The sequence below is a fragment of the Nostoc sp. ChiQUE02 genome (assembly GCF_034531305.2).
In the GTDB taxonomy this organism is placed as follows: Bacteria; Cyanobacteriota; Cyanobacteriia; order Cyanobacteriales; family Nostocaceae; genus Nostoc.
The window spans coordinates 208,953-233,604 of the sequence record NZ_JAVRBN020000010.1 but is presented as its reverse complement, the minus strand read 5'-3'; the positions used below and the strand labels follow the sequence as shown (position 1 = coordinate 233,604).

Here is a 24,652-nt window from a genome sequence, read left to right as displayed (position 1 = left end):
GCGATCACTTTAACTCGGACTTTCCTGTTCTGAACTCTGAGGTAGAATGAGGCTCCCCAATCTACGCCAGTTTTAGTTTTTAGCCTTAACCCAAGCGTATTGTTATATAGGCAATCGCCTCACTCGGAAAGTTTCATTACTTACAGAAATAATTGCCCCTAACTCTAAATCTTCCTGACATTCACTTAAAACTTGCGTCAACCGTTCATTAATTGCATCATAATTTTCGTTCCCCAACCTAAACAAAATCACACTGGGTAAACTCTCCCCACTTACGGCTAAAAGTTGGGCAAAATCTAAATCTATAGTTAATAAAATTCTTCCTTCTGCACGGGCTTTAATTAAAATCTCATCATCTGGTAGTCTTTGCAAACCTTCATCGCGCAAATGCACTACATCATAACCAGCACCACGCAACCAAGTTACAGTGCGTAGTGAAATTCCCATATCTGCCAAAAACTTCATTATTACTTGTTAAGCACTTTTGAAGGTATAAACCCGTTCTTGAGTCAACCATGCTGCATAAAGAAGAGATTGACGAATATCTTCTGCTTCTAAATCAGGATATTCTTCTAAAATTTCTTCTATAGGCTTTCCATGAGCTACCAAATTTACCACTAAAGAAACCGGAATCCGCATCCCGCGAATGCAAGCTTGTCCAGCCATAATGCTAGGGTCAAATGTAATTCTCTCCAGACCTAACATAAACGATCGCTCCAAAATCTTTTTCATCGCTCTGAGGTGCAATGATGATATTGTAAAGCCTAGCGCTTTATTTTTGATTGTAAACCCATAAGCGATCGCCTTTTAGATAAAATCCTGAGTGCATCAGTGTCGTTGTGTAGAGTGCAAATCTACGCGTAGGCGTAGCCCGCACTTCGGCAAGCTCAGTGATCACCGCAGGCATCGCCTCTCCCAAAATTTAGAATAAGCTAGTTTTGTGCAAAGCGTACCGTGATAAAACTGAAAAGTGCGATCGCGTTCGCGTACCGTTCCGAAGGAAAGGTATCGTCTAGACTGAAATTCATATTGAGTTAAGTAAAAATGCCTGATTACTTATGCAAAAGCTGCTTTTACTTTCTCAAAAGCAGCTTTTAATCTCGCATCTTAGTGTTTTCCACAAACAAAACCTGCTTTTTCTTCTTCAAAAGCTGCTTTTAATCTCGCATCTTAGTGTTTTCCACAAACAAAAGCTGCTTTTTCCTCTTCAAAAGCTGCTTTTAATTTCGCATTTTAGTGTTTTCCACAAACAAAAGCTACTTTTTCTTTCTTATTTTAGTGTTTTACGCAAGCAAAAGCTGCTTTTTCTTTCTCAAACCCCAGTTTGCTTACTCATTAGAGTAATTCACGCATTCATTTTGGTATATCATTGAGCCGAAAACTGGCGTAGGCGTAGCCCGCACTTCGACTTGGCTCAGTGACCATCGGAGACATCGCTCTTAAAGACGCGATAAATCGCCGTCTCTACAAAAGAATTCATTCTTGTAAAGACGGCGATTTATCGCGTCTCTTTTATTGCGTCTCTTGCCTTAACGGAAACGTATTGGATTATAAAGTATACTTGCCATCAATAAATATCACTCAAACCTTGAAGTTTCAACTATGATAGCCTCGCCCCAACAAAACTACCTTACTGCTGAAGAATACCTCCAAATGGAGGAACAGAGCAATATCAAGCATGAATATATAGACGGCTACATCTATGCAATGGCTGGAGCGCTTGATCCACACGTTACCATTGCGGGAAACCTGTTTGCTCTCCTCCGTAATCATGTGCGCGGCTCTGGTTGTCGTGTTTACATCGCTGACATGAAAGCCCGAATCGAATCTCTGAATCGCTTTTATTATCCCGATGTGATGGTTACTAGCGACCAACGAGATCAAGAAACGCCAGGTTATAAAAGATTTCCCTGTTTAATTGTCGAAGTTTTATCTAATTCTACCGAAGCCTTTGACCGAGGCGATAAATTTGCCGATTATCAAACACTGGAAAGTCTGCAAGAGTATGTTTTAATTAATACAAAACGTCAGAGAGTCGAGTGTTTTCGCCGCAATGAGCAAGGGTTGTGGGTTTTACAATCCTATACAGCAGAACATCAATCATTTCGACTCGACAGCGTGGATTTTGAGGAAACAATGGCATCACTTTACGAAGATGTGGTTTTTGAATAATCAACTCATGATTGGGTATGCTACACAATTTTTAGTAAACTAAATATCTATTAATATCTTCAAGGCTTCCTAACCCGGCGGAGGCATTGAGCAAAACAGACACAATTGATTGCATAAAAGTTATGGCGCTCATAGTTCAGAAATACGGTGGTACATCTGTCGGTTCAGTAGAACGCATTCAAGCTGTTGCACAGCGCGTTTATAAAACTGTTAATGCTGGAAACTCCCTTGTAGTAGTAGTTTCGGCAATGGGCAAAACCACCGATGGACTCGTCAAACTAGCTAATGAAATTTCTCCCAATCCTAACCGCCGGGAAATGGATATGCTGCTTTCTACTGGCGAACAAGTAACCATCGCCTTACTCAGCATGGCTTTGCAGGAACTTGGACAACCCGCAATTTCCATGACTGGCGCTCAGGTAGGAATTGTTACTGAAGCTGAACACAGCCGCGCTCGGATTTTGCATATTGAAACTACTCGCCTCAGTCGCCACATAAATGCAGGCAAAGTCGTTGTAGTAGCAGGGTTTCAAGGCATATCCAGTGCCGGAGAGATGGAAATTACGACTTTGGGTCGTGGTGGTTCTGATACTTCGGCAGTGGCGATCGCAGCCGCATTAGGAGCGAATTTTTGCGAAATTTATACAGATGTTCCAGGGATTCTAACTACAGACCCCCGTTTAGTTGCCGAAGCCCAGTTGATGGATGCCATCACCTGCAATGAAATGTTGGAATTAGCTAGCTTGGGCGCAAAAGTACTGCATCCCCGCGCTGTGGAAATTGCGCGTAACTATGGTGTTCCCCTTGTAGTTAGGTCTAGCTGGACAGATGCCCCCGGTACTTGGGTGACATCAGCCAAACCCCAAGGGCGATCGCTAATCAATCTAGAAATTGCCCGTCCGGTGGATGCTGTAGAATTTGACACTAACCAAGCGAAGGTTGCTTTGTTGCGCGTACCCGATAAACCAGGTGTGGCAGCAAGGTTATTTGGCGAAATCTCCCGGCAAAAAGTAGACGTAGATTTGATTATTCAGTCAGTTCATGAAGGTAATAGTAATGACATTGCCTTTACTGTCACCACACCAATATTAAAACGGGCAGAAGCAGTAGCAGCAGCGATCGCTCCAGCACTGAGGAGTCAATCTAACCCCAAATCTGACGAAGCCGAGGTAATGGTAGAAAATAACATTGCCAAAGTCAGCATCGCCGGCGCAGGAATGATTGGGCGTCCTGGTGTGGCTGCGAAGATGTTCGCTACCCTAGCAGAAGCAGGTGTAAACATCCAGATGATTTCCACCAGCGAGGTGAAAGTAAGTTGTGTAGTCGATGCCGCCGAATGCGATCGCGCCGTCAGCGCACTCCGCAGCGCCTTTGAGATCGAAGCAGGGGAGCAGGGGAGCAGGGGAGCAGGGGAGAGTCCATGCATAGATTTCCCTCTGCCCCTTTGCTCCTCTGCCCCCCTGCCTAATTGTCCTCCCGTTCGCGGCGTCGCCCTCGATATGAACCAAGCGCGTCTTGCTATTCGCCAATTGCCAGATCGTCCAGGGATGGCGGCAAAGCTGTTTGGACTATTAGCGAAACATAATATTAGCGTTGATATGATTATCCAATCTCAGCGCTGTCGGGTGATTGATAGTATTCCCAGGCGAGATATTGCCTTTACAGTCTCACGCATAGACGGGGAAAGTGCAAAAAAAATGCTTACCCAAGTAGCAGCAGAATTAGGATGGGGTGAAGTTGTTTTAGATAGTGCGATCGCTAAGGTAAGTATTGTCGGTGCAGGTATGGTAGGACACCCAGGTGTTGCCGCTAAAATGTTTGAAGCCCTAGCCCAACACCAAATTAATATTCAAATGATTGCCACCTCAGAAATAAAAATTAGCTGTGTCGTGGCGCAAGAACAAGGTGTTAAAGCTTTGCAAGCCATTCATGCCGCCTTTGAACTGGCTGGTAGTGAGAAATTTGTAGTACCAGTGTAGAACTAAATTTTGAATTGCTGATTAAGTAAGTCGACACAATAAAACCAAACTCTGTAAAGAAAAGTAAACAAGGCTCAAACCCTTTTTCCCCTGCTCCCGTTCGGCTACGCTCACGGCAAGCCTGCTCCCAGCCTTATGCCAACGACAATTATTTACGCCAACCTACTTATCTATTTTTGGGATGCCATTTTTCCATCATGGCTACTATTTCCGAAAGTCGGCGTTCACCACACCAAACTAAATCAAGTTTTTTGAGTTGTTCGAGGCTGATACCACCTTCTTCGTCTGCAATGCGGTGATATTCTTTATCTCCCATTGCTGCTAATAAATGCCCAAAGATAATAATTTCATCAAACTGGGGATTTGTCTCTGGATCGTTCAAGATTAGCATTGCTCGTTCCTCAGACAGTTCTTGAAGAATATTGAAAATAAATCGTGTGGGAAAGTCCACATCCTTAAGTTGAGGATGACGCGACACTAATCCAGCCAACAGTACTCCTAGATAAGCCGCTGCTTGGGAATTACTTAGTACCTGCATCTGTTGGATGGCAATCTCAGTCAAATTGGTAAAAAATGCACACCCTAACTGCTGTTCGATGGTAGTGACTGGATCTAAGACTAGCGAGGATTCTAACTGTGCCTCAAACTGTGCCTCAAATGATGCTCGATGCTCCTGTGGCACTTGGCTAAGTAAGATTTGCTTGGCGCGATCGCTTATAATAATTCTGCTATCAGAACCAAAGCTAAAGTCTTTGCCAGGTTCCAAACCTGCACCCAATAAGGTTTGAAAGACGTTACTTTGAGCTTTTTCCCCCATCTGTTGATATTGCGCTTGTCCAAGAAAAATTTGACAAAACCAACTGTGGCTGTCAGAATCGCATTCGAGCATTACCTCGTTAACAATCAAATTAGTTAACTTTTCTGATCCCAGAATGGGTTGCCACTTTACAATCAAGCTCTTAACGCCAGACGTGTCGCGTTGATTCAGTGCCTTGAGCAATTGACACTTCGCGGTGGCTGGCAAATCTTTTTTTTGCCTAAAGATGTTAATTTTCAATCTTCTATATAGGGTTCTAGATAATTCAAATTGTTATTTTTCTACCGCATTCTAAGATTAGGTGTCATGAGTGGGATTGCTGAAGAATAAGGAGCAAAATAACCCCTTTATATACTTATCTAATTTATCGAGTCTCGTGTAATGCACAAATATTACTCAATTCTGGTAATATGTAACCGTATTATTTTTGTAACATTCCTTTAATCCAGAACAATATTAGCTAATAATTAATATTTTTACCTGCCAAAATGGCATTGTTTTTTTCATAAATATTTATTTAAATAAATATTACCAGTAATAACACGTAAGCTATAATCAAAAAATTTATAAAACCTATATTTATATTGATGAATAGTCATTTCTTAAATGGACATTATCGAATACTAAAACTTCTCAATGATGGGGAAAAGGGGAAAACATATCTAGTTGAAGATGTTAATCTTCCTGGCAGCCAATTTTTAGTAAAGCAGTTAAGTCCTCCTAGTAGCAATCCTCAAACTTTAATAATCCTGCGCCGCTTGTTTGCCAGTAAAGCAGCAACTTTAGAAAAGCTAGGACAGGAACATGATAAAATTCAAAAGCTAATCGCTTATTTTGAAGAAGATGAAGAATTCTATATAGTCCAAGAATTTATACCTGGTAATCCTTTAAGTGACGAAATTATCCAGGATCAAACTCTGAGGGAAGACCAAGTAATTAATCTTTTAACAGAGATATTAGAAATTTTGGTGATTGTACATAGCTATGGCATGATTCATCGGGATATTAAACCGACAAATATTATTCGCCGGGAATCAGATAAAAAGTTAGTTTTGGTTAATCTTGGTACTTCTAATGAAGCCATCACTAATACCGTTGAAAATCGCGAATATATGCCTATAGAACAAGTTAACGGCAACCTCAAATATAACAGCGATATATATGCTTTAGGTATAGTTGCGATCGCAGCACTTCTAGGTTTACCTGCAAACGAAATATCTAATTTGCGAAGTCAGAAAAATCGACTGACTGGTGAAATAGTTTGGCGCAACAAAAATCTAAAAGTTAACAGAAAATTAGCAAAAATTATTAATAAAATGGTGCGTTTTGACTATCGTAAGCGCTACCAGTATGCGACCGAAGTTTTAGACGATCTGAAAAAGTTAAAAAATGTTGAGCACGAGCAGCAAAAACAGGATCAGAAAAAATTATTACTAGTTCTCACAGGAGTAGCTGGCTGTATCGCACTTGGTATTGGAGCGTGGCAATTGAGATTGCCAAAAGCTGTAAGTGACGCTCAACAGAAATTATACCAAGAAGGCCTAAATAAATATGAGGCAGGAAACTATGAAGGAGCAGTTGAAGATTTCAATCAGGCTATTGAATTAGATCCGCAAAACGCTCTGGCTTATAATAAGCGAGGCGATGCTTATTATCGATTAGGAGACTACGAGCAAGCACAAGCAGACTCTAGTCAAGCAATTTTGCTCAATCCTCAAGATGCTAATGCTTATTTTGATCGAGGATTTGCTTTTTCTGAATTAGGCAAGTATAAAGAAGCGATCGCTGACTATACCGAAGCAATTAAGTTAAATTCTGAGAATGCTTATGCTTACTATGGCCGGGGGTTAGCTCGTGCTCAAGTGAAGGATAATAAAGGAGCAATTGGAGATTTTAGCAAAGCGATCGCTCTCAAACCTCAGTATACCGAAGCCTACCTACAGCGCGGAATTCTCCGCCGCCGCCTCAGACAAAGACTTGGAGCAATCCAAGATTTTGATACAGTAATTAAGATTAATCCTAGTGATGCCAAAGCTTATTATCAAAGGGGTTTAACTCAATCTATTAATAAACAAAAATATGCAGCACTTAAAGATTACACGGATGCAATTAACATCAATCCCAAATACATAGAAGCCTATCTGAATCGTGGTGATGTTTACAGCGATTTGGGAGATAAACTCGAAGCCACTGAAGATTACAACACTATTTTACAAATCGATCCTAAATTTGTTGCAGCTTATATTCACAGAGGTATTCACCGCTTTTCTTTCGGAGATTATAAAGGCGCTATTGAAGATTACACTGAAGCACTGAAACTAGATCCTAATAATGTAGCAGCTTACAACAACCGTGGTAACGCTTATCTCGAACTGGGTAATAAAAAAGCTGCAAATCAGGATTATTCACGAGCGATCGCAATTAATGCTAACAATGCCTTAGCCTACTATAACCGAGGCGTGATTCGCACCAAGCAGAAAAATAAACAGGGAGCGATCGCAGATTTCAAAAAAGCTGCAAAACTATTCCAACAGCAAGGGGAACAAGATAGTTATCAAGATGCACAGAGGGAAATTGCAATTCTGCAAAATAATTTCGGATCGGTGCCAACTACTCGTCCTAAATCCGGGAAAAGAGAAAAAAATTGAGCTATGACTCAATACAGTAATACTGTTTTAGGGCTATGCCTTTTACACTATTAGCCTAATATGTTCCATTAAGCTTGGGTTAAGGCTTGATCCTCCCTAACCCTCCTTAAAAAGGAGGGAATTAAGCCCCCCTTTTTAAGGGGAGACGCCAAGGGCGAACGAGCGTCTGGGGTCTCCCCAAGTGGAGCGACTGGCGTGGGTTAGGGGGATCTTCCGGGGTAAAATACCACTAACACCAACCGTATTCCAATATGTCAATTCACCACCGGAAATCCTAAGCTTTGACATTTTATCTGTCGTTATAGTCAAATAAATTATCACTCAACATGAGTCACAGTGTTTTCTCACGACTCAATTAGGATGGCTATATGCTAATGCTCCTTACTTTTTCTCAAAATAACGTGGAATTATTCACCAGTAGGGATGTCGATACGGTACTGAAAAAAATTGATAGTTCTCACAATATTTGGTTGCGCTGTATTCAATTCCGCGATCGGACTGGAACGGCCAAAATTATCAAGCACTTTGGTCTCAATCCTTCTCGTGTTAATATGATTTTCAACCATTCCCCTCTAGGAATTGATGAAGACGTAGAAGATTGTTTATTTGACAGCTATGAAATCCTAACTCCTAAAATAAAAAATCATGAGTTTGAGGTTGCACGTGGCAATATTGTACTTGGAAATAATTTTATTATTACCTTTGAAATTACTGAATTAAAAATTTTAAATATTTTAGTTAATAATCTGCAAAAGCGAACTCTAGATATTCAGAAATGGAGAACTGACTATGTTTTTTATCTTATTTTTAAAGAGGTTTTAAATAATTACCATACTGTGTTTGAGTATATTTCTAGAAAACTTGATGATTTAGAAGATGAGGTTTTAGATAATTCTGGTGATGAATTAACATATAAAAAAATTGCTACGATGAGGCAATCGACTCGTTCAGGACGCCGTAATTTTCAAAGCATCAAGTCACTTATGGCTATTATGGATAGCGAAGATTTCCAATGGCTCACCCAACCAGTCAAGGAACTATTCAATCAAGAATTGGTTCATCACGTTGATAAACTCTGGCAAGAATATCAAGCTCTGAGAGCCTGGATGTCAGAATTAATGGAAATTCAACGTGATAATATTGCTAGTAAAACAGGTGAACGAATTAATCGCCTGACTATTCTCTCGACTATATTCTTACCAATCACTTTCATGTCTGGTTTCTATGGTATGAACTTCAAATATATGCCGGAATTGGATCAAGCTTGGGCTTATCCTGCTGTGATATGCGTGATGACATCAATTGTGATTGGTAGTATTCTTTATGCTAAAAAACAACGTTGGTTATAGTATCTATCAAGTTAATTTATAATTCATAATTTAAAAGGGTTTGTACCCAGTAATCATACAAGCAACATTGTTTTATCTGAGCTTTAATTTTTTTTACATAATATATTTATTAGTTATCTATTTTTTAGTTAAACACTATTGATGAAATAGGAAAATTCACATCTAATTTGGAATTGTTATATGCTTGCATTAAGTAGACTAAATCAACCCTAAATCGGTAAAAAAGGTGAATCTATCATTGATTATTCGCGCTGAAGAACACAACGATAAAATAGCAATCTCTACAACGGATGGAGCATTTACCTATCGAGATTTGCTTCACACTTCCAGTCAAATAGCAACAGGTCTTCTTAAGAATGCAGAAGATTTACAGGAGCAGCGAGTTGCCTTTCTCATCCCGCCTGGGTTTGAGTATGTAGCCACTCAATGGGGAATTTGGCGTGCTGGTGGCATAGCTGTACCTTTGTGTATTTCCCACCCGCGACCAGAATTGGAGTATGTAATCACTAATTCTGGAGCATCGATTATTGTTGCTCATCCTAATTTTGAGGGGATATTGCGATCGCTCGCCCAAGACCACAATCTGAGATTTATTCTCACCTCAGAAAGGCTCCCATCTAATATTGGTCGTCTCCCAGAAGTAGATATCACTAGACGCGCCTTAATTCTCTACACTAGCGGTACAACAGGTAAACCGAAGGGTGTAGTTACAACCCATCAAAATATTCAAGCGCAAGTGACTAGCTTAATCACCGCTTGGGAATGGAAATCTAGCGATTCTCCTGCAAAGACGCAGCGCGATCGCATTTTGCATATCCTGCCACTACATCATATTCATGGGATTATTAACGTACTAACTTGTGCTTTATGGGCTGGCGCGGAGTGTCAGATGTTAAGCAAGTTTGATGCCGAAACCGTTTGGAATCGAATTTGTGACGGTGACTTAACCCTATTTATGGCAGTACCAACAATTTATGTAAAGCTGATTGCTGCTTGGGAAACTGCCTCTAAGGAACGCCAAAAAAGGATGTCTGAAGGTTGTGCTAAAATGCGCCTGATGGTTTCTGGCTCGGCAGCATTACCGGTTCAAGTTTTAGAAAAGTGGCAGACTATCAGCGGTCATTTTCTGCTTGAGCGCTATGGCATGACAGAAATCGGCATGGCGTTATCGAACCCTTTACACGGTGAACGGTTGTCTGGATATGTAGGAAAGCCTCTACCTGATGTTGAAGTAAGATTAGTGGATGAGAACGGAGAGTTAGTCCCAGCAGGAACATCAGGAGAAATCCAAGTTAAAGGGCCCGGAGTGTTTCTAGAATATTGGCAAAATCCCCAAGCAACCGCCAAAGCCTTTCAAGATGGCTGGTTTTGTACTGGAGATACCGCCGTAGTCGAGAACGGCAACTACCGGATTCTGGGACGGATGAGTGTGGATATCATCAAAACCGGAGGGTATAAAGTTTCAGCTTTAGAAATTGAAGAAGTGCTGCGATCGCATCCAGATATTCAGGAATGTGCAGTGGTTGGGGTTGCTGATTTAGAGTGGGGTGAACGGGTGTGCGCCGCGTTAGTATTGCAAGGGTCACAACCTTTAACATTAGAATCTTTTAGGAGTTGGGCAAAAGAGCGATTAGCTGTCTATAAAGTGCCAACCCAAATTCTGACACTTGAAGAATTACCACGCAACGCGATGGGGAAAGTGACTAAGCCGACAGTGGTTGAGCTATTTCGCTCAAGCTGAAATTGCGTATGAGTTTTTTGACAGTTTTCCTTTTCGGGGTTGTGTTATGTCGGATAAAATCGTTCGTTACAAACCTTGGTCAGTTGAATTGATTATATCAGGGGGTCAAACAGGAGCCGATCGTGCAGCTCTTGATTGGGCAATTAAGCATAATATTCCCCACAGTGGATGGTGTCCAAAAGGTCGTTTAGCAGAAGATGGAGTTATTGAACCAAAGTACACATTAAAGGAAACATCATCGTCTGTATATGAAGAGCGAACAGATTTGAATGTACGAGATTCTGATGCCACTGTGATATTCACCATAGCTCCACAACTTATAAAAGGATCATTGCGGACATTATCATGTGCTAAGAAATACAAGAAACCTTGGATTCATTTAGTGAAGTTGAATAATGCTTTGGAACCTTACATTCAACTATTGGAATTTCTACAAAAACATAATGTTCGTGTGTTAAATGTTGCAGGCTCACGTGAATCAGAAGAAAGTGAGGTTGGTAACTTCGTCACCAATACTCTTCAAAGTTTGTATGAGAAATCTATGTCGTAGGTTTTTTATTAACTGACGATCGCTATTGTGAAACACAATCAAGCAGCCCAAGATATGCGTGCAATGTTTTGAATTAGGGATTGTTTTAACTGGTTTCTCACCCTTTTGGCATATCCTTCGGTGTTTTGGGCGGGCACCAAAAGAGGTTTTTGCTGGACACACCAAGGGATTCCAGAATTTCTCGCATCACCTTTGTGCAGTACATCCAGTGTCCCAAATCGTCATACATGCGATCGGGATTAAACTCCACATTGTAGTGCAGCACATTGGGAAGGTCTAAAAACTCATCATCGCTTTGGGGAGAAAGAAGCAAGAGATGAAATGGCTTCCCCTGGCATTGTTTTTGCAGCTTGTTGACCAGATCAATCACACCACCGCGATCGCAAATTCCCGTGCGAACAAAAAGTACTTTGTCACAGTGCCGCAGTGCGTACCAAAACCTTTCAGAGCGTGCCGTGTAGCGAACCCGCATCCGTTCGTGGACGGGAGACATATCTTGAACAGGGTCGTCTGTCTCCTCGACTTCATGGGCAAAGGATAAACCCGACCACTTACTGTGGTAGATTCTGCCTGCATCGGGACTGTAGTGCAGAAAGGCAGGATTCCACATATCATAAAAACCGTTTTCGATGGCATCCGCAACATCTGCAATATTCGTGGTGCGCGTTAGATCAAAGGGAAAGGCGGGGCCATCGTACTCCATCTTATACAGCATCATGCGGACAGCACAGCGATCGCCAAGGGGAAGAATCGCCACACGGCTGAGATCCGATAACTGACATTTGTATTGGAAAAACACCGCAGACTTAGGTGGTGCTTTCACTCGACTTTCTAGCCCATCATTGCCAATCATCATGGTGCGAAAGGGGGCATCGGGATGAAGCGGATCTTCATAGACACCTGATGGCACGGCTTTAAGTGCGTTGCAAACCTCTGTCCACATCGGCTGGATGTTGTACTCGTTATCTGATTCGTTAATCACCCAGAGGTGGCGTTCGTCCGCTTGCAAAATCCCCAGATGCCCGTCATAGAACAAAACTTGTGAGTTGTTTGGCGAAAAAAGATTGAAGGCGGCGCTATATTCTACGTCGGCACCAGGGGGAATGTCTACTGTGGTTGCGATCACACCATCCTCTACAGCAAAGAAGGGGAGCGTCCCCGGCTTGGTATTCTTTGCAATATAAATACCTGATATCAATCCAGCCTTACTTTGCAGTGCAGTTTGTAGTTCTTGCCAATAGGGAGCGATCGTATAGCTGTATTTTGATGAATTAACGATTCGTAAACGTTTCTCTTCAATACAGACAGAGACATGAAAGCCCCCATTATCAAAGTAGATGGGAAATTCATTCGGTTGCTGGAAGCGTTGTTTTTCTTTTGCTAATCCGTCTTTGTTGATATCGAATAGGTGGTGGTCGATCTGCTGATACATGAGGCTATGACCGACTGTATTAGGGTGAGCCGGATCGAAGGATGTCCCCGCTTTCCATCGTCCTTGTCCATCATCCACGGCTGCCAACCAATCCAGTACAGGTACGCCCCAACTGAGCATTCGTTTGTGTGTGTCTCGTATCAGCGAGTAATGTTCCAGGGAATAATCACCGTTGGGATAGACTCCGCCCAGAATTGGGATTGCTCCGATGTCGCGCGTCATTTTCACAAGCTGCTGCAAGCCACTTTCAAACCGTCGCTGTACTGCTCGTCGTTCGTGAGGGGGACAGTAAGCTAACCCTTCGTTGCCTAGAGACAGAGCAATAATCACAATATCTGGTTGTTCTGGGGTGACAAACCAGGGGAATCGAGCGTTCGTTCTGCTGACATTTGCCCCTACCTCCGACACATTCACGAGTTTGTGCCCATATTTTTGCTGCAAAGCCTGTGCCAATAACCAGACCCAACCTTTCAAAAACCAGGCTTTATGACCTAATGCGACGGAACTGCCAATGACCACGATTTTTAACCCTTCAGACTTTTCATCTAGGGGTATCCTGACAGCAGGCTCCTCAATGTATCCGAAGGGATAAGGTTGTAAATAACTGAATGCGCCATCATCCACAATAATTGTGCTGGCATCATCGTTAGGGTCAATCGGAATCCAGCGATTTGTATCTAGTAAGCTCTCCCATCGGGCGTTGCCGTTTGCATCGAGACGTATATATTTATATTCAACTCTCTGTCCATCGCCTGACTCTAAAGGCGGTTGAATGTCAAATTCTATATCTGTCCACCATAAAGGATAGCGATCGCCACTTGTACGCAGGTGCACACATTTGGTGATGTCCCACAATCCCAACTCTGGAAGAGAACCGACCAGACCAATGGATTCGCCCGTTTGAGTGTATGCACTGATCTGGAATCGATACATAGAGTTTATCCTGATTTAGTGAGTACGATACCAAACAGTCAGGCTGAATCCTTAAACCTGTTTTGACAATATCACATACAACTCTTAATAATCCGGTATTAATCCTGTTAAGTATACTGTAGCTCTGATTTAAATCATCCAAAGCTACCAGCAGTAAAGTTTTTCAAAAATTAATTAGGATTTATATAGAAGATTTAATAGTGATTAAATAAAATATATTGTATTAAAAGTCTTGATACAACTAAGAAAAAATCAAAAAAAGGATAAGGTTAAGTTAAATTTTTCCTTCAACAGCACTGAAAATATGTAAAATTACGTAGGTACAATTCATGAATTGTGCTTACGTAATTTTCGGAGATGTTTAATGAACTGTCCCTCTCAATGATTCAGCATCAACGGGTTTGATTAGGTAAGTCTGCAATAAATGCCCAACAATGGAGGCTATTAAGGGTAATTTTTGGCAGAATTTTACAATTGGTGAGCGCTCGCTCTTGTTAATCTCTGCTAGTTTCAGATTAAGGTCAGAACACTTCTCCAACCGTCGGAAAAACTCTGGGTGATTTGTATTCAAAATCAGAGGAAAAGCCCGTGCAGCAGTGTTATTCGTCTCTTGAATGACTCTAGTATTATATTCGCGCGGGTCTATCCCAATGGATTGATAAAAGGTTGCGCGTTCAAATACCGTCAAAGTGTGAGTAGCAAAAACTGTCAGCAAAAAGAAGCGTACCCACAATCTAGCTCTCCAATTGTTCCATAGCTGAGGTTGCGATCGCAGCAGCGCTTTGAAAAAATCTCCATGTCGATTTTCATCCTGACACCAACTTTCAAACTTGCAAAACAGCGGATAAATTTGGTGTTCTGGATGTTTTTCCATGTGGCGATACACCAAGATGTAACGCCAGTAGCCAATTTTCTCGGAAAGGTAGACTGTGTAAATAATCCACTCTGGCGGAAAGAAGGTATAAGTGCGATTTTTGGTTAAATAACTTAAGTCAAGGGAAAGATTAAAGTCTGCCATTGATTTATTCAAAAATCCTGCATGGCGTGCTTCATCCCGTGCCATAAAATTAAAGGCTTCTGCCAGAATGGGATTGCGGTTTTTCAGACGACGCGATAATTCTTTGAACAGTAGAAATCCAGAAAACTCTGATGTGCAGGAACGTTCCAAAAAGTCAATAAAAGCGGCGCGTGTTTCCCCGTCAATGTGATCCCAACACTGTTGAAATTCTTCATCACGGACAAAGTGATGACGGTTATAGTCTGCTCGTAACTCCTCTACAATTGCCAGTAACTCCGCCTCCTGCGCCGAAATATCCAACTGTGCCGCAGCTTCAAAGTCAGTAGTGTAAAACCGGGGTGTTAATAATGTTTCTTGAACAGGTGCTTTTACACCTGGCTTCAGTAACTCAGGTTCGGAGGTTTCCAGAGACTTAACCATAAGAATCCTTTTATTGTTTTATGCCTCAAAAGTTATATAACCATAAATAGGCTATTGAGGACATCAGTTAAATTATTGAAAGTAAATTGTCAGAAATAAACTTACTATTTGCTGTTTTAGGGGGTGGATCTAGCTTAGAGTTGGTGATTCCTGGAAATTAGCAAGAATTTTTCACCTAACTCCGGAATGTGGCATGTGTGGGTAAATTCAGGGCGTATCTGCTGCGGCATCGACTGCTAGCATCGCTTGGAGTTCTTCACACTGCTTGACCAGGGGAATGCCCAGTTTTGAGGCGATCGCCAAAGCTTGAGCGCAAAAGACACATGCTAAGTCTTGCTGTCCTGTTTTTTGGTGGAGTTCTCCCAGTCTCAGGAGGGCTTCGGCTTCATTAGTCCGATCATCCAGTTCTTTGAATATCTCCAGGGATGTTTGTAAGTGTTGTTGAGCTTCTGAATACTGCTCAAGATTGATCAGTGTTATGCCCCAAGCAAGCAGTGAAATTCCTTCTACCACACGATCATACATTTCAGGTTCACGAGCAATAGTCAAACTTTGCTGAAGGCAATTAATGGCTTGCTCATAGTTGCCCAAAGACTTGTAAGCAATGCCCAGATTGCCCAGTGCCTCCCCTTCTGCCCGTCGGTGAGCAATTTCACGGGCAATAGTCAAACTTTGCTGAAGGCAATTAATGGCTTGCTCATAGTTGCCCAAAGACCTGTAAGCAATGCCCAGACCGCTCAGTGCCTCTCCTTCTCTCTGGCGATCACCAACATCACGGGTAATGGTCAATTGTTGCTGATAATATTCAATCGCATGAGGATAGTTGCCCAGAGACCAGTAAACATTGCCCAGCCCTCCCAGTGCATCCCCTTCTCCTTGGCGATAGCCAATGTTACGGGCAGTTGTTAAACTCTGCTGAAAGTTTTCAATCGCTTGAGAATAGTTACTCGACCATAAATAAGCATTCCCAATACCTTTCTCACAAACCACATCCACTAAATCATCTAACTTACCGAGAATCCGCTTATAAAGTGGAAGCATTTCCCGATAGTAACCCCACCCCAGAAGTTGATCGCCTACCTTCTGGTTAATCAGAATTGTTTTGGCTTCCTCCCAGTCCTCAACCTGACAATAATGGTCAAAGGCTTCCACAGAACCCCGTACTTTCTCAAGATTGGGTGCATTCAGTTCTGGCTCGACTATGAGCCATTCATGAGCAGCCGTGCGTTCTGCCTCTTGCCACTGTGCCTCATTCGTTTTCAAAAAGCTACGCGCTACACTCCTAACCAGATTGTGCTGGCGCAATAAAAGCACCCCATCCCTTCTCAACTCTTCTTCTACCAAGTTGTGGGACTTCAATAACTTGATAGCTGCCCACTGCTTATCTTCTGACAGGTTTCCCAACATTGCCGCCCAAAATTCTTCTGGCACTGGACGGCGATAAACTGAACTGCGGCAAAGCATTTGATAAGCATCCAGTGGTAGGCGTTGCAACGACTTTTCTACCCGTTGCTTTACCCTCAGTTGCAATGCACGGGGCGATATTCTCTGCTGTTGCGGATCGCGGTCAATTTCATCAAATTCAGCTCGGTAACGCTGCCAGTATTGCTCTACATTGCCATTGAAAGGCTTATCTAGAATATCTCTCGCAATCACCTGAATCACCAGGGGATGACCCTCATACAGCTTGCCAATCCGCTTCAGGGTCTCTGTTCCTAACCCATCAGGCTTCAGCCCATTCTTCTCAAACAACTGCAACTGCTCTTGTTCTGATAATCCACCCAAATCCTGACTATGCCAATAACGGGGATAACGCTCCCCCTCCTCCTCCAATTCTTCCGATAAAGCTTGAGTTGTGAGCAGGAGTTGACTTTGACAGCCTTCCCCCGCCAGCAGTTGGTGAAAGAATTCCATCCACAGGTTATCTACGAACGCATTCCATCCAGTCTGATCATCTCCCTGTAAAAGCATCTCCACCGAATCAATCTGCACCAGAAATCGATTATTCCTCAGAGTTTGCAACAGGTGATTAAGTGCGTTCTGTGGGTCTTTCTGGTCTTCTAGTGTTACCGTTTCTCCCAGCTTCGGTAACAGGGAAAGCGCCCCACTAATAAAGTCTCTTCTCTGTCCTCGGTCATCGAAATTGAGACGATGGAACTGTGCGCCATTCTCGTAGACTTCCACCACTAACCGCTCTGCGAGTACCGTCTTGCCAATACCCGTGATCCCTCTCAGTGCTAAGATCCGGCATCCTTCCTGAAGCTTTTGGGTGAGCGCTTTAATAAGTGAGTCACGCCCCACCCAAGTCGCTGGATCATAGTGAGAAAGCGATCGCGTAAAGCGTGTATTTTCAGAGGTTCCCGGAAAGGGTACGTGTGCTGGTATCTGCCGTTCACTGGCTCTTCCTGGAAACTGAGGTCGCTGGTTGGGCTTCATTCGACCTTCTTGAATGGCTGCCAAAAGTCGTTGTTGTGCCTCTGCTTCAGCACAGTCAAACACATCTACATGCACAATCTGAGCCAACAGCCCTGGTGGATGGCAGTCTTCTACTCGGATGGGGATGAGTTTACAGTTTTGACTGGTGGGGTCTAGAGCAAAGGCGGCTGCCCATTCAGATTGAGGGAAGGGTTTATCCAGGTAGAGCGATGATAAAACTGCAATCGTCCGGTTGGCTTGGATAGTGGCTTGCTGCATATCCAGCACAAAGTTGCCACCAACTCGGAAGTCCCATGCTTGAATCACCACTATATATCCAGCCTCCTCCAACACCCAGGCAATCCACTCAGCCCACGAGCGATCGCGTCCGGTATAACTGATGAAGAAGTCTTTGGAAGTCGATGTCGGGTTACTCATTGGTGCAGGACTTCGAGCGGGGAAAATTTCAACTTTCTAGCCCCACTCTCACAGGGTGACAACGAAGTTGTAAGCCATGCGCTGAGGGAGTGATACTCTGTTAAATAAATATTAGTATCTTTATAGTTATATATAAATTAATAGTTAAATAATCTTAGTGAAAATGAAAATAGCTGGGATCTACATCGGCAGTGGTACTTGCTGGATAGAGTGATGCAGATCCAGTCTAAACCTAGAATAAGAATCTTTTAGCTGGCCCTGGCAGGCATCCTGAGGCGGTGACTGCCCAGAAACCTTGCGCTTGAATATGAAGGAAGCAACAATGAGTAGCAATCTAGCCATCAAACTGCGCTCTGGAACTCAACAAGCCCACACATCGGCGGAAAATGTGGGATTCATGAAATGTTTTCTGAAAGGAGTTGTGGATAAAGACTGCTTCGCCAAGTTCTTAAGCAACTTGTATTACGTTTACAGCGAACTAGAAGCGGCATTAGATAGTCATGTAGAGCATCCTGTGATTAGTGCAGTTTACTTTCCCGAACTTAATCGCCAATCCTCTCTCGAAAAAGACATGGTGTTCTATTATGGGGATAATTGGAAAGAGCAAGTTACACCCTCACCTGCTACCCAGACCTACATTGACCGCATTCGGGAAATTTCTGCTAGTGAACCAGCCTTATTGCTAGGTCATGCCTACACTCGCTACATGGGCGATCTTTCTGGGGGTCAAATGCTACAAAAAGTTGCCCAGTCAGCCCTGAAGCTTTCTGGCTATGAGGGCACATCCTTTTACAATTTTGAGCAAATTCCTGACAAAAAGGCATTTAAGGATAAGTATCGTCAGGCATTAAATGCATTACCCGTTGATGATATAACAGCAGAACGGATTGTTGCAGAAGCTAATAATGCCTTTGGATTGAATTTACAGATGGCTCAAGAGTTAGAAGGAAGTTTAATTAAAGCACTCGGTCAAGTTCTGTTTAATAGCCTCACTCGTTCCCAGAATTCAGGTAGTACTGAAGTAACTGCGGCTAATTAATTTTGTCATTAGTCATTAGTCATTAGTCATTAGTCATTTGTCATTGGTCATTTGTTATTCTCCCCCTGCCCCCTGCTCCCTGCTCCCTGCCCCCTGCTCCCTGCTCCCCTCATCCCTCATTCATTGGAAAGCAACTCAATGGTTTTTCTATTACCTGGTGTCAAGTTTGATCTGGATCTGATTCAAAAGTACGACACTCGTGCACCTAGATACACCAGTTACCCGCCCGCTACAGAGTTAAGCGATACATTCACCGAAACTGATTTTAAGGCCGCGATCGCAGCCTCGAATCAACGTAAAACTCCTCTTTCTTTGTATTTCCACATCCCCTTTTGCCAAAGTGCTTGCTACTTCTGCGGCTGTAATACGGTAATTTCCAACAACAAGAATATTGCTAAACCTTATGTGGAGTCTTTGGTTCAAGACATCAAAAACACCGCAGCTTTAATCGATTCAGACAGAAAAGTGCTGCAAATCCACTGGGGAGGCGGTACTCCTAATTACTTGGATCGTCACCAAATAGAATTTTTATGGAAAAACATCAATCGTCATTTCAATATCGATCCACAAGCAGAAATCTCAATTGAGATTAATCCCCGCTATATCGATAAAAACTACATTTTCTTTCTGAGACAGATTGGGTTTAACCGCATTAGTTTTGGTATCCAGGATTTTAATAGCCAAGTTCAAGTAGCAGTTAATCGTGTCCAGCCGGAAGAAATGCTCTTTGATGTTATGAGTTGGGTCAAAGAAGCTAAGTTTGAAAGTGTGAATGTAGACCTAATTTATGGTTTACCCTATCAAACCCGCGAGACTTTTCGGGAGACCCTGAAAAAGACTATCGAATTAGATCCCGATCGAATTGTAGTCTTTAACTTTGCTTATGTACCGTGGCTCAAACCGACGCAAAAAAATATTCCTCAAGAGGCGCTACCTCCAGCAGAAGAAAAGTTAGAGATTCTGAAAATGACCATTGAAGAATTGACAAATAACCAATATTTATTTATTGGGATGGATCATTTTGCTAAAACTAATGACGAACTAGCGATCGCTCAACGCAATGGCACTCTCAAACGCAACTTCCAGGGCTATACTACCCACGCTGAGACAGAACTCTTTGGTTTTGGTGCCACATCCATCAGTATGCTAGAAGATGCTTATGCCCAAAACCACAAGGAATTAAAGGATTATTATCAGACACTTGCAGCAGGTGCTTTACCTGTTAGTAAAGGTATTAAGCTTACTCAGAATGACATCATCAGACGGGATGTGATTATGGGAATTATGTCTCACTTTCAGCTTCATAAGCAAGACATTGAAAACAAATATCATATTAATTTTGATGAATATTTCTCCGAGGAACTAGAGGCGTTAAAACCACTAGAAGGCGATGGTTTAGTCAGTTTATCAAAAAATCAAATCCAGATTACAGATATTGGTAGATTACTAGTCAGAAATATTGCCGTCATATTTGATACTCACACCAGAACGCGAGAGACAAAATTTTCCCGCGCCATTTGAGATCGCTTCTGCAAATGTTGGCTATATATAATCCCCTCAATCTACCTTAAAAATAACGGTTGAGGGAATATGATATATTCGATGTTCACAAGAATTAGTGTGAGCAAAATTTTCTGTTTTAATTTTTCATCCCCAAAAAGTTAGATAAAATTTTTCTTTCTGAAGATAGATATAAAATAATATAAATCAATTAGCTTTTTAGTGTCGCCTATTTCTAAAGCCAATCAGGTCTATGAATATATTATATTTAATAAATTATATCTTAATCTAGAAAAAACTTTTGGTTACCATTCTCATTCTAGGAATGCAAATTTTTATTTAATTTTGATATAAACTATTTTGTCTTACTTTTGGATTTAGTATTTATCCCATGTGGTAGAAAGAATTGTGAATCAAAGTTGATAACTTAGATATAAGTGAGATTGTTGAGGCAGTTATGAGTATTATTGCTTGGGTAGTTTTAGGACTTTTGGCAGGTGCGATGCCTAACGGCGGGCTATGCCTACGCTAAAGCTATTTATCCTGGCTATCAAGGTGGTGGAATTCTCTCCACAATGATTTTAGGTATCATTGGTGCTTTCATCGGTGGAAGTCTGTTTACCTTGCTACGAACAGGAACTCTACAAATTACTGCGGCTGGCGCTGGTTTAACTCTTCCTGGTATTTTAGTGGCTGTGCTTGGCGCAGTTGTTGCTATTTATTTATGGGGATTAATCAGAAGAAGCAGCAATGCCTAATCGCTGATTGGCAGTTATCAACACTGACATGACTACTGTATTTTATTAGTCTTCTAGTTTACCTGTTTGAGAGAGCTATCAAACGTCAAATTAGCTCTGTCTGGAAAAATACTAAAAGACAATAAAATAGCCGATCCATTTTGTAACATCATAATTTTTGGAAGTGTAAATCTATGTTTTTTCACAAAAAAGAGCCTATTCATGCAGTTAACGTTAGTGAACCAAACCCTCGTTTTGCTCAGTTACTTTTAGAGCAGTTTGGCGGTGCTACTGGAGAACTTAGTGCAGCACTTCAATATTGGGTTCAATCATTCCATGTTGAAAATGCTGGAATTAAAGACATGCTCCAAGATATTGCGATTGAGGAATTCAGCCATTTAGAAATGGTTGGTAAACTCATTGAAGCTCATACTAAGAATACGGATCAAACAGAGGCTTATAAGAGTACTCTCTTTGCAGTCCGTGGGATTGGGCCTCATTTTCTAGATAGTCAAGGTAATGCTTGGACTGCAAGTTACTTGAATGAGGGTGGAGATGTAGTGCGTGATTTAAGAGCTAACCTCGCAGCTGAAGCTGGTGCTCGTCAGACTTACGAAGAGTTGATTAAGTTGGCAACTGACAAAGGAACCCAAGAGACTTTAGTGCATCTACTAACACGAGAAATTTCTCATACCCAGATGTTTATGAAAGCTCTAGATTCACTTGGAAAGTTGACAGATCCATTCTTTGGTAATATTAAGCCAGATGAAACTGTTGCTCTTTACTACAACCTATCTACAAATGGTGATGGTAAAGATGAGCGTGGCCCTTGGAATTCTGAGCCAACATTCAAATACATTGCTGATCCGCTAGCAAGTCACTCTTAATCCCATAGGTTGCAGTTAGAATATAGGGTGATTTTAGGTAAAGGGATTTTTGGTATATTCTGTAAAACTCCCAATCATTTAGTCGACTCTTTGTCCCACCTTATTTAGCAATTTTTGGGCTTTTTAACTACCTACATCTTGTGGGCAAAAAGATTCCCGACTTATTAGAAGAGTCGGGAATTTCAGCTAAGTATTTGGGTATTACACTCAAGTTAAAATTAACTATGGCTAGAAATATTTAGCCACACTGAAGAAGTCAGAGCGATCGCTCTTCAATGTCTACATCAAAATTTCTGACTTCAGAAATTAACTCAACTCAAAATCAAAACTCAGAATCAGGAGATTGACTTGTGATTGTTAACGCTACGCCAAATGGTTGGGAAGTCATTTATCATCGTGCTCATGCTTTGTTAGCAGCTCAACTGGCAGGACAGTGGCGACGTAAAAATGCCCCAGCAAGGTTATATGAAACGCTAGCGGCAATTTCTCATCACGATGACCTAGAAAAAGAGTGGGAAGAAGATATTCTGACTGAAGCGGGTGCGCCAAAGGACTTCACCCTCAACTCAGATGCCGATGCAGATGTCGGTGTCGATAAATTGGCTGAACTGGCAAAGAATGCCCTTTACCGTGGACGATGGGTGGCTCTATTAATTTCTATGCACATCAGCCGTTTAAATGAACCAAGGCGGGGTAAGTCTTCAAAACTAGACAAAGTTTTGGATGAACAACTTCAAAATCAGCAACGTTGGCGCAAAGAACTGGGCATCAAAAAAGAGGAAGTTGATGCAGCCTATGCATTTATGCAATGGTGCGATCGCCTTTCTCTCATCTTATGTCAGCAGGAACTACCTGACGATGAGCGGTTTTTAGAAATTAGCAAGGGCCCTGAAGGTCAACGCTATGACATTATGAAGCGCAGTGATAACTTGGTTGTTGTCGAACCCTGGCCTTTCCAAGATGATAAATTTACAGTCAACGTCGAAGCCTGCGACCTCTCCCAGGTGAAATTTGAAAGCAGCACCGAACTAACTCAAGCGCTACAAGAAGCTCCCATCAAGGTACTAGAGTGGACATTCGTTAAGAGTTAGATTACACATACCTGGAAAAAAGACAAGGGTTAGGACTAGGGCGTGTTTTCAAACTACAACCACAATAACAAATGCGATCGCTGAAGTAACAAATGCGATCGCTGAAATAACAAATGCGTAGATGTAGCCAGCTATGGGCATCACCGAAATTACAATGACAGTCTTAATTGCCTATACATATTTGCCTACAAAACCCTCACTTGATATTTATTCTAAAGACTTACCGGCCCTTCCTCCTGCCGTTTTTTAGTTCATCGAACTCACGTTATATTATGATTGCACTCACTATTTAAGACATTAGAACTCAGTATTCAATAAAAAAGAGCCAGAGAACTAACACTCTCTGACTCAAAGCTGGAGACAAAAGAATCATCAAATAAAGGCTAACTTGGGTAAGAACCTAAAATCTTCCCAGGTTATGCAGCCCTAAGATAGTGCCCACTCCTAAGATATGACCAAAGGCGGTAGTTGCTAAAAGGGCTGGTAAACCAAAACCACCAAAGAAATTGGCTGAGGGTAGCTTTGGTTCTGCGTTGGGATATTTGATGGTAGATTTACCAAAGGCAATGGCAATGATATTAGCGATAATCATAATCAGTCCAACTGTAGGACTCCATTGCAGAGGTGTGGTTGCAGCAGCGAGTAAGGTTGAAGTCAACACCTGATTTGCTCCTGAAATTTATTAATGGTTGAAAACATAATCTGAAACTTTCCGAAGCAAATTCCAGAAAGTACCCAATTTTGCATCAATATTTAACAGTTATTCTTACTACTTAATACAACAAGAGTTCAACGAGGTGAGTTGACTGTGGTAACTGGTTTGAACTTCAATGTCCGAAGTAAGTAATATTTTAGTTCTTATTTATACTTAATTTTTAAAGTTAAAGGGGAACTAATAGATATTAATGACAAGATTTTTTATAAAAAACTAACACAAAATATCAGCAGTAAGTTATTTAGCGATCGCAGCGGCAGTTAAATTTTTTAGTCAATTTTAAGACAAATTATCTCAAAATCTTTGAAAATTCGTGGACAATCTTTTAGCTAGGGCTGGTTACTTACAGCTCCCAGGAAAATAAACTTCTTTAGATATTGACCTAAAAGGTTTACCTACTCTGCCTGCAACTGCTTTTTACAGGGGATGGCAAGTTAGTGAGGCACAGTGCTTTGGTCTACAAGCCTGATAAAAAACCTTCTTTACTCGTAACTCGTAACTCCTACTGTAACTTCATCGAACTCATGTCAATGCATCTATCTATAGAATTGTATCTGCACAAAACAGATAAAAAAATATAATTTTCATCCATCAAAAGGATGAGATGCAAGTATAACAATTTCCTATATCTAAAGAAATTAAATACAAATATTTAATCTGAAAGTATACTTCTGGTAGAAGATGTAAAAAAATATTAGACATAGTAAATTAAAATCAATATTAATCAAAGTTCCTAAACAATTCAGGTAAGCGTGCTATTAAACACGCACT

The 24,652-nt window shown here is 41.6% G+C and carries 19 protein-coding genes and 1 pseudogene; 11 read left to right on the top strand and 9 right to left on the bottom strand.

From position 1 onward, the window contains the following. Positions 1-102 precede the first annotated feature (102 nt). The 3 genes from RM347_RS13755 to RM347_RS13745 are packed head-to-tail and all read right to left on the bottom strand — an operon-like array spanning position 103 to position 907. The gene (locus tag RM347_RS13755; RefSeq protein WP_322679134.1) at positions 103-465 is read right to left on the bottom strand and encodes a DUF5615 family PIN-like protein; all 363 of its coding nucleotides are present in this window, start codon (positions 463-465) and stop codon (positions 103-105) included. Positions 466-474: 9 nt separating this feature from the next. After that, a complete protein-coding gene (locus tag RM347_RS13750; protein WP_428850553.1) occupies positions 475-732 on the bottom strand; it encodes a DUF433 domain-containing protein in 258 nt (85 codons plus the stop codon). 40 nt (positions 733-772) lie between these two features. Then, positions 773-907: a hypothetical protein gene (locus tag RM347_RS13745; RefSeq protein ID WP_322718625.1), complete on the bottom strand. Its 135-nt coding sequence runs from the start codon at positions 905-907 to the stop codon at positions 773-775. Positions 908-1,602: 695 nt separating this feature from the next. On the opposite strand from RM347_RS13745, the gene RM347_RS13740 reads away from it, so the two are divergent. After that, positions 1,603-2,172 carry a Uma2 family endonuclease gene (locus RM347_RS13740; RefSeq protein ID WP_322718626.1) on the top strand — a complete coding sequence of 190 codons (570 nt, stop codon included), beginning with the start codon at positions 1,603-1,605 and terminating at the stop codon, positions 2,170-2,172. Positions 2,173-2,294: 122 nt separating this feature from the next. After that, entirely contained in the window at positions 2,295-4,151 is a 1,857-nt protein-coding gene (locus RM347_RS13735) for an aspartate kinase (RefSeq protein ID WP_322718627.1), read from the top strand. 166 nt (positions 4,152-4,317) lie between these two features. Here RM347_RS13735 and RM347_RS13730 read toward each other — a convergent pair whose 3' ends face one another. Further along, entirely contained in the window at positions 4,318-5,175 is an 858-nt protein-coding gene (locus RM347_RS13730; protein ID WP_322718628.1) for a hypothetical protein, read from the bottom strand. Between the two features lie 380 nt (positions 5,176-5,555). Here RM347_RS13730 and RM347_RS13725 point away from each other — a divergent pair, with 380 nt between their 5' ends. Further along, positions 5,556-7,616, top strand: a complete 2,061-nt coding sequence (locus RM347_RS13725) for a tetratricopeptide repeat protein (RefSeq protein ID WP_322718629.1) — start codon at positions 5,556-5,558, stop codon at positions 7,614-7,616. Between the two features lie 135 nt (positions 7,617-7,751). On the opposite strand, the gene RM347_RS13720 is transcribed toward RM347_RS13725, so the two are convergent. Next, positions 7,752-7,904 carry a hypothetical protein gene (locus RM347_RS13720; protein WP_428850552.1) on the bottom strand — a complete coding sequence of 51 codons (153 nt, stop codon included), beginning with the start codon at positions 7,902-7,904 and terminating at the stop codon, positions 7,752-7,754. Between the two features lie 80 nt (positions 7,905-7,984). Here RM347_RS13720 and RM347_RS13715 point away from each other — a divergent pair, with 80 nt between their 5' ends. The 3 genes from RM347_RS13715 (at position 7,985) to RM347_RS13705 (ending at position 11,256) form a co-directional block, all read left to right on the top strand. After that, on the top strand, positions 7,985-8,965 hold the full coding sequence (locus tag RM347_RS13715) for a magnesium transporter CorA family protein (RefSeq protein ID WP_322718630.1): 981 nt from the start codon (positions 7,985-7,987) through the stop codon (positions 8,963-8,965). 226 nt (positions 8,966-9,191) lie between these two features. Next, on the top strand, positions 9,192-10,706 hold the full coding sequence (locus tag RM347_RS13710) for an acyl-CoA synthetase (protein ID WP_322718631.1): 1,515 nt from the start codon (positions 9,192-9,194) through the stop codon (positions 10,704-10,706). A 46-nt stretch (positions 10,707-10,752) separates the two neighbouring features. Next, positions 10,753-11,256: a putative molybdenum carrier protein gene (locus RM347_RS13705; RefSeq protein WP_322718632.1), complete on the top strand. Its 504-nt coding sequence runs from the start codon at positions 10,753-10,755 to the stop codon at positions 11,254-11,256. Positions 11,257-11,353: 97 nt separating this feature from the next. On the opposite strand, the gene RM347_RS13700 is transcribed toward RM347_RS13705, so the two are convergent. The 3 genes from RM347_RS13700 to RM347_RS13690 all read right to left on the bottom strand — a co-directional run bounded on the left by RM347_RS13700 (position 11,354) and on the right by RM347_RS13690 (position 17,912). Beyond that, on the bottom strand, positions 11,354-13,621 hold the full coding sequence (locus RM347_RS13700; protein ID WP_322718633.1) for a DUF1796 family putative cysteine peptidase: 2,268 nt from the start codon (positions 13,619-13,621) through the stop codon (positions 11,354-11,356). 361 nt (positions 13,622-13,982) lie between these two features. Then, entirely contained in the window at positions 13,983-15,059 is a 1,077-nt protein-coding gene (gene acsF, locus RM347_RS13695; protein ID WP_322718634.1) for a magnesium-protoporphyrin IX monomethyl ester (oxidative) cyclase, read from the bottom strand. Between the two features lie 207 nt (positions 15,060-15,266). Next, positions 15,267-17,912 carry a tetratricopeptide repeat protein gene (locus RM347_RS13690; protein WP_322718635.1) on the bottom strand — a complete coding sequence of 882 codons (2,646 nt, stop codon included), beginning with the start codon at positions 17,910-17,912 and terminating at the stop codon, positions 15,267-15,269. 322 nt (positions 17,913-18,234) lie between these two features. Between RM347_RS13690 and RM347_RS13685 the strand changes: the two genes are divergently transcribed. From RM347_RS13685 to RM347_RS13665, 5 genes and pseudogenes are all read left to right on the top strand, one after another. Beyond that, positions 18,235-18,951: a heme oxygenase (biliverdin-producing) gene (locus RM347_RS13685; RefSeq protein WP_322718636.1), complete on the top strand. Its 717-nt coding sequence runs from the start codon at positions 18,235-18,237 to the stop codon at positions 18,949-18,951. A 138-nt stretch (positions 18,952-19,089) separates the two neighbouring features. Continuing rightward, complete coding sequence (gene hemN, locus RM347_RS13680; RefSeq protein WP_322718637.1) at positions 19,090-20,472, top strand: oxygen-independent coproporphyrinogen III oxidase; 1,383 nt, start codon at positions 19,090-19,092, stop codon at positions 20,470-20,472. A 436-nt stretch (positions 20,473-20,908) separates the two neighbouring features. Next, positions 20,909-21,209, top strand: a pseudogene (locus RM347_RS13675) (GlsB/YeaQ/YmgE family stress response membrane protein). Positions 21,210-21,382: 173 nt separating this feature from the next. Continuing rightward, positions 21,383-22,075: a manganese catalase family protein gene (locus tag RM347_RS13670; protein ID WP_322718638.1), complete on the top strand. Its 693-nt coding sequence runs from the start codon at positions 21,383-21,385 to the stop codon at positions 22,073-22,075. Between the two features lie 350 nt (positions 22,076-22,425). Continuing rightward, positions 22,426-23,166 (top strand): DUF3891 family protein, encoded by a 741-nt coding sequence (locus RM347_RS13665; protein ID WP_322718639.1) that lies wholly within the window; start codon positions 22,426-22,428, stop codon positions 23,164-23,166. Between the two features lie 400 nt (positions 23,167-23,566). On the opposite strand, the gene psaK is transcribed toward RM347_RS13665, so the two are convergent. Next, on the bottom strand, positions 23,567-23,827 hold the full coding sequence (gene psaK / locus RM347_RS13660; RefSeq protein WP_322718640.1) for a photosystem I reaction center subunit PsaK: 261 nt from the start codon (positions 23,825-23,827) through the stop codon (positions 23,567-23,569). Between the last annotated feature and the right edge of the window lie 825 nt (positions 23,828-24,652).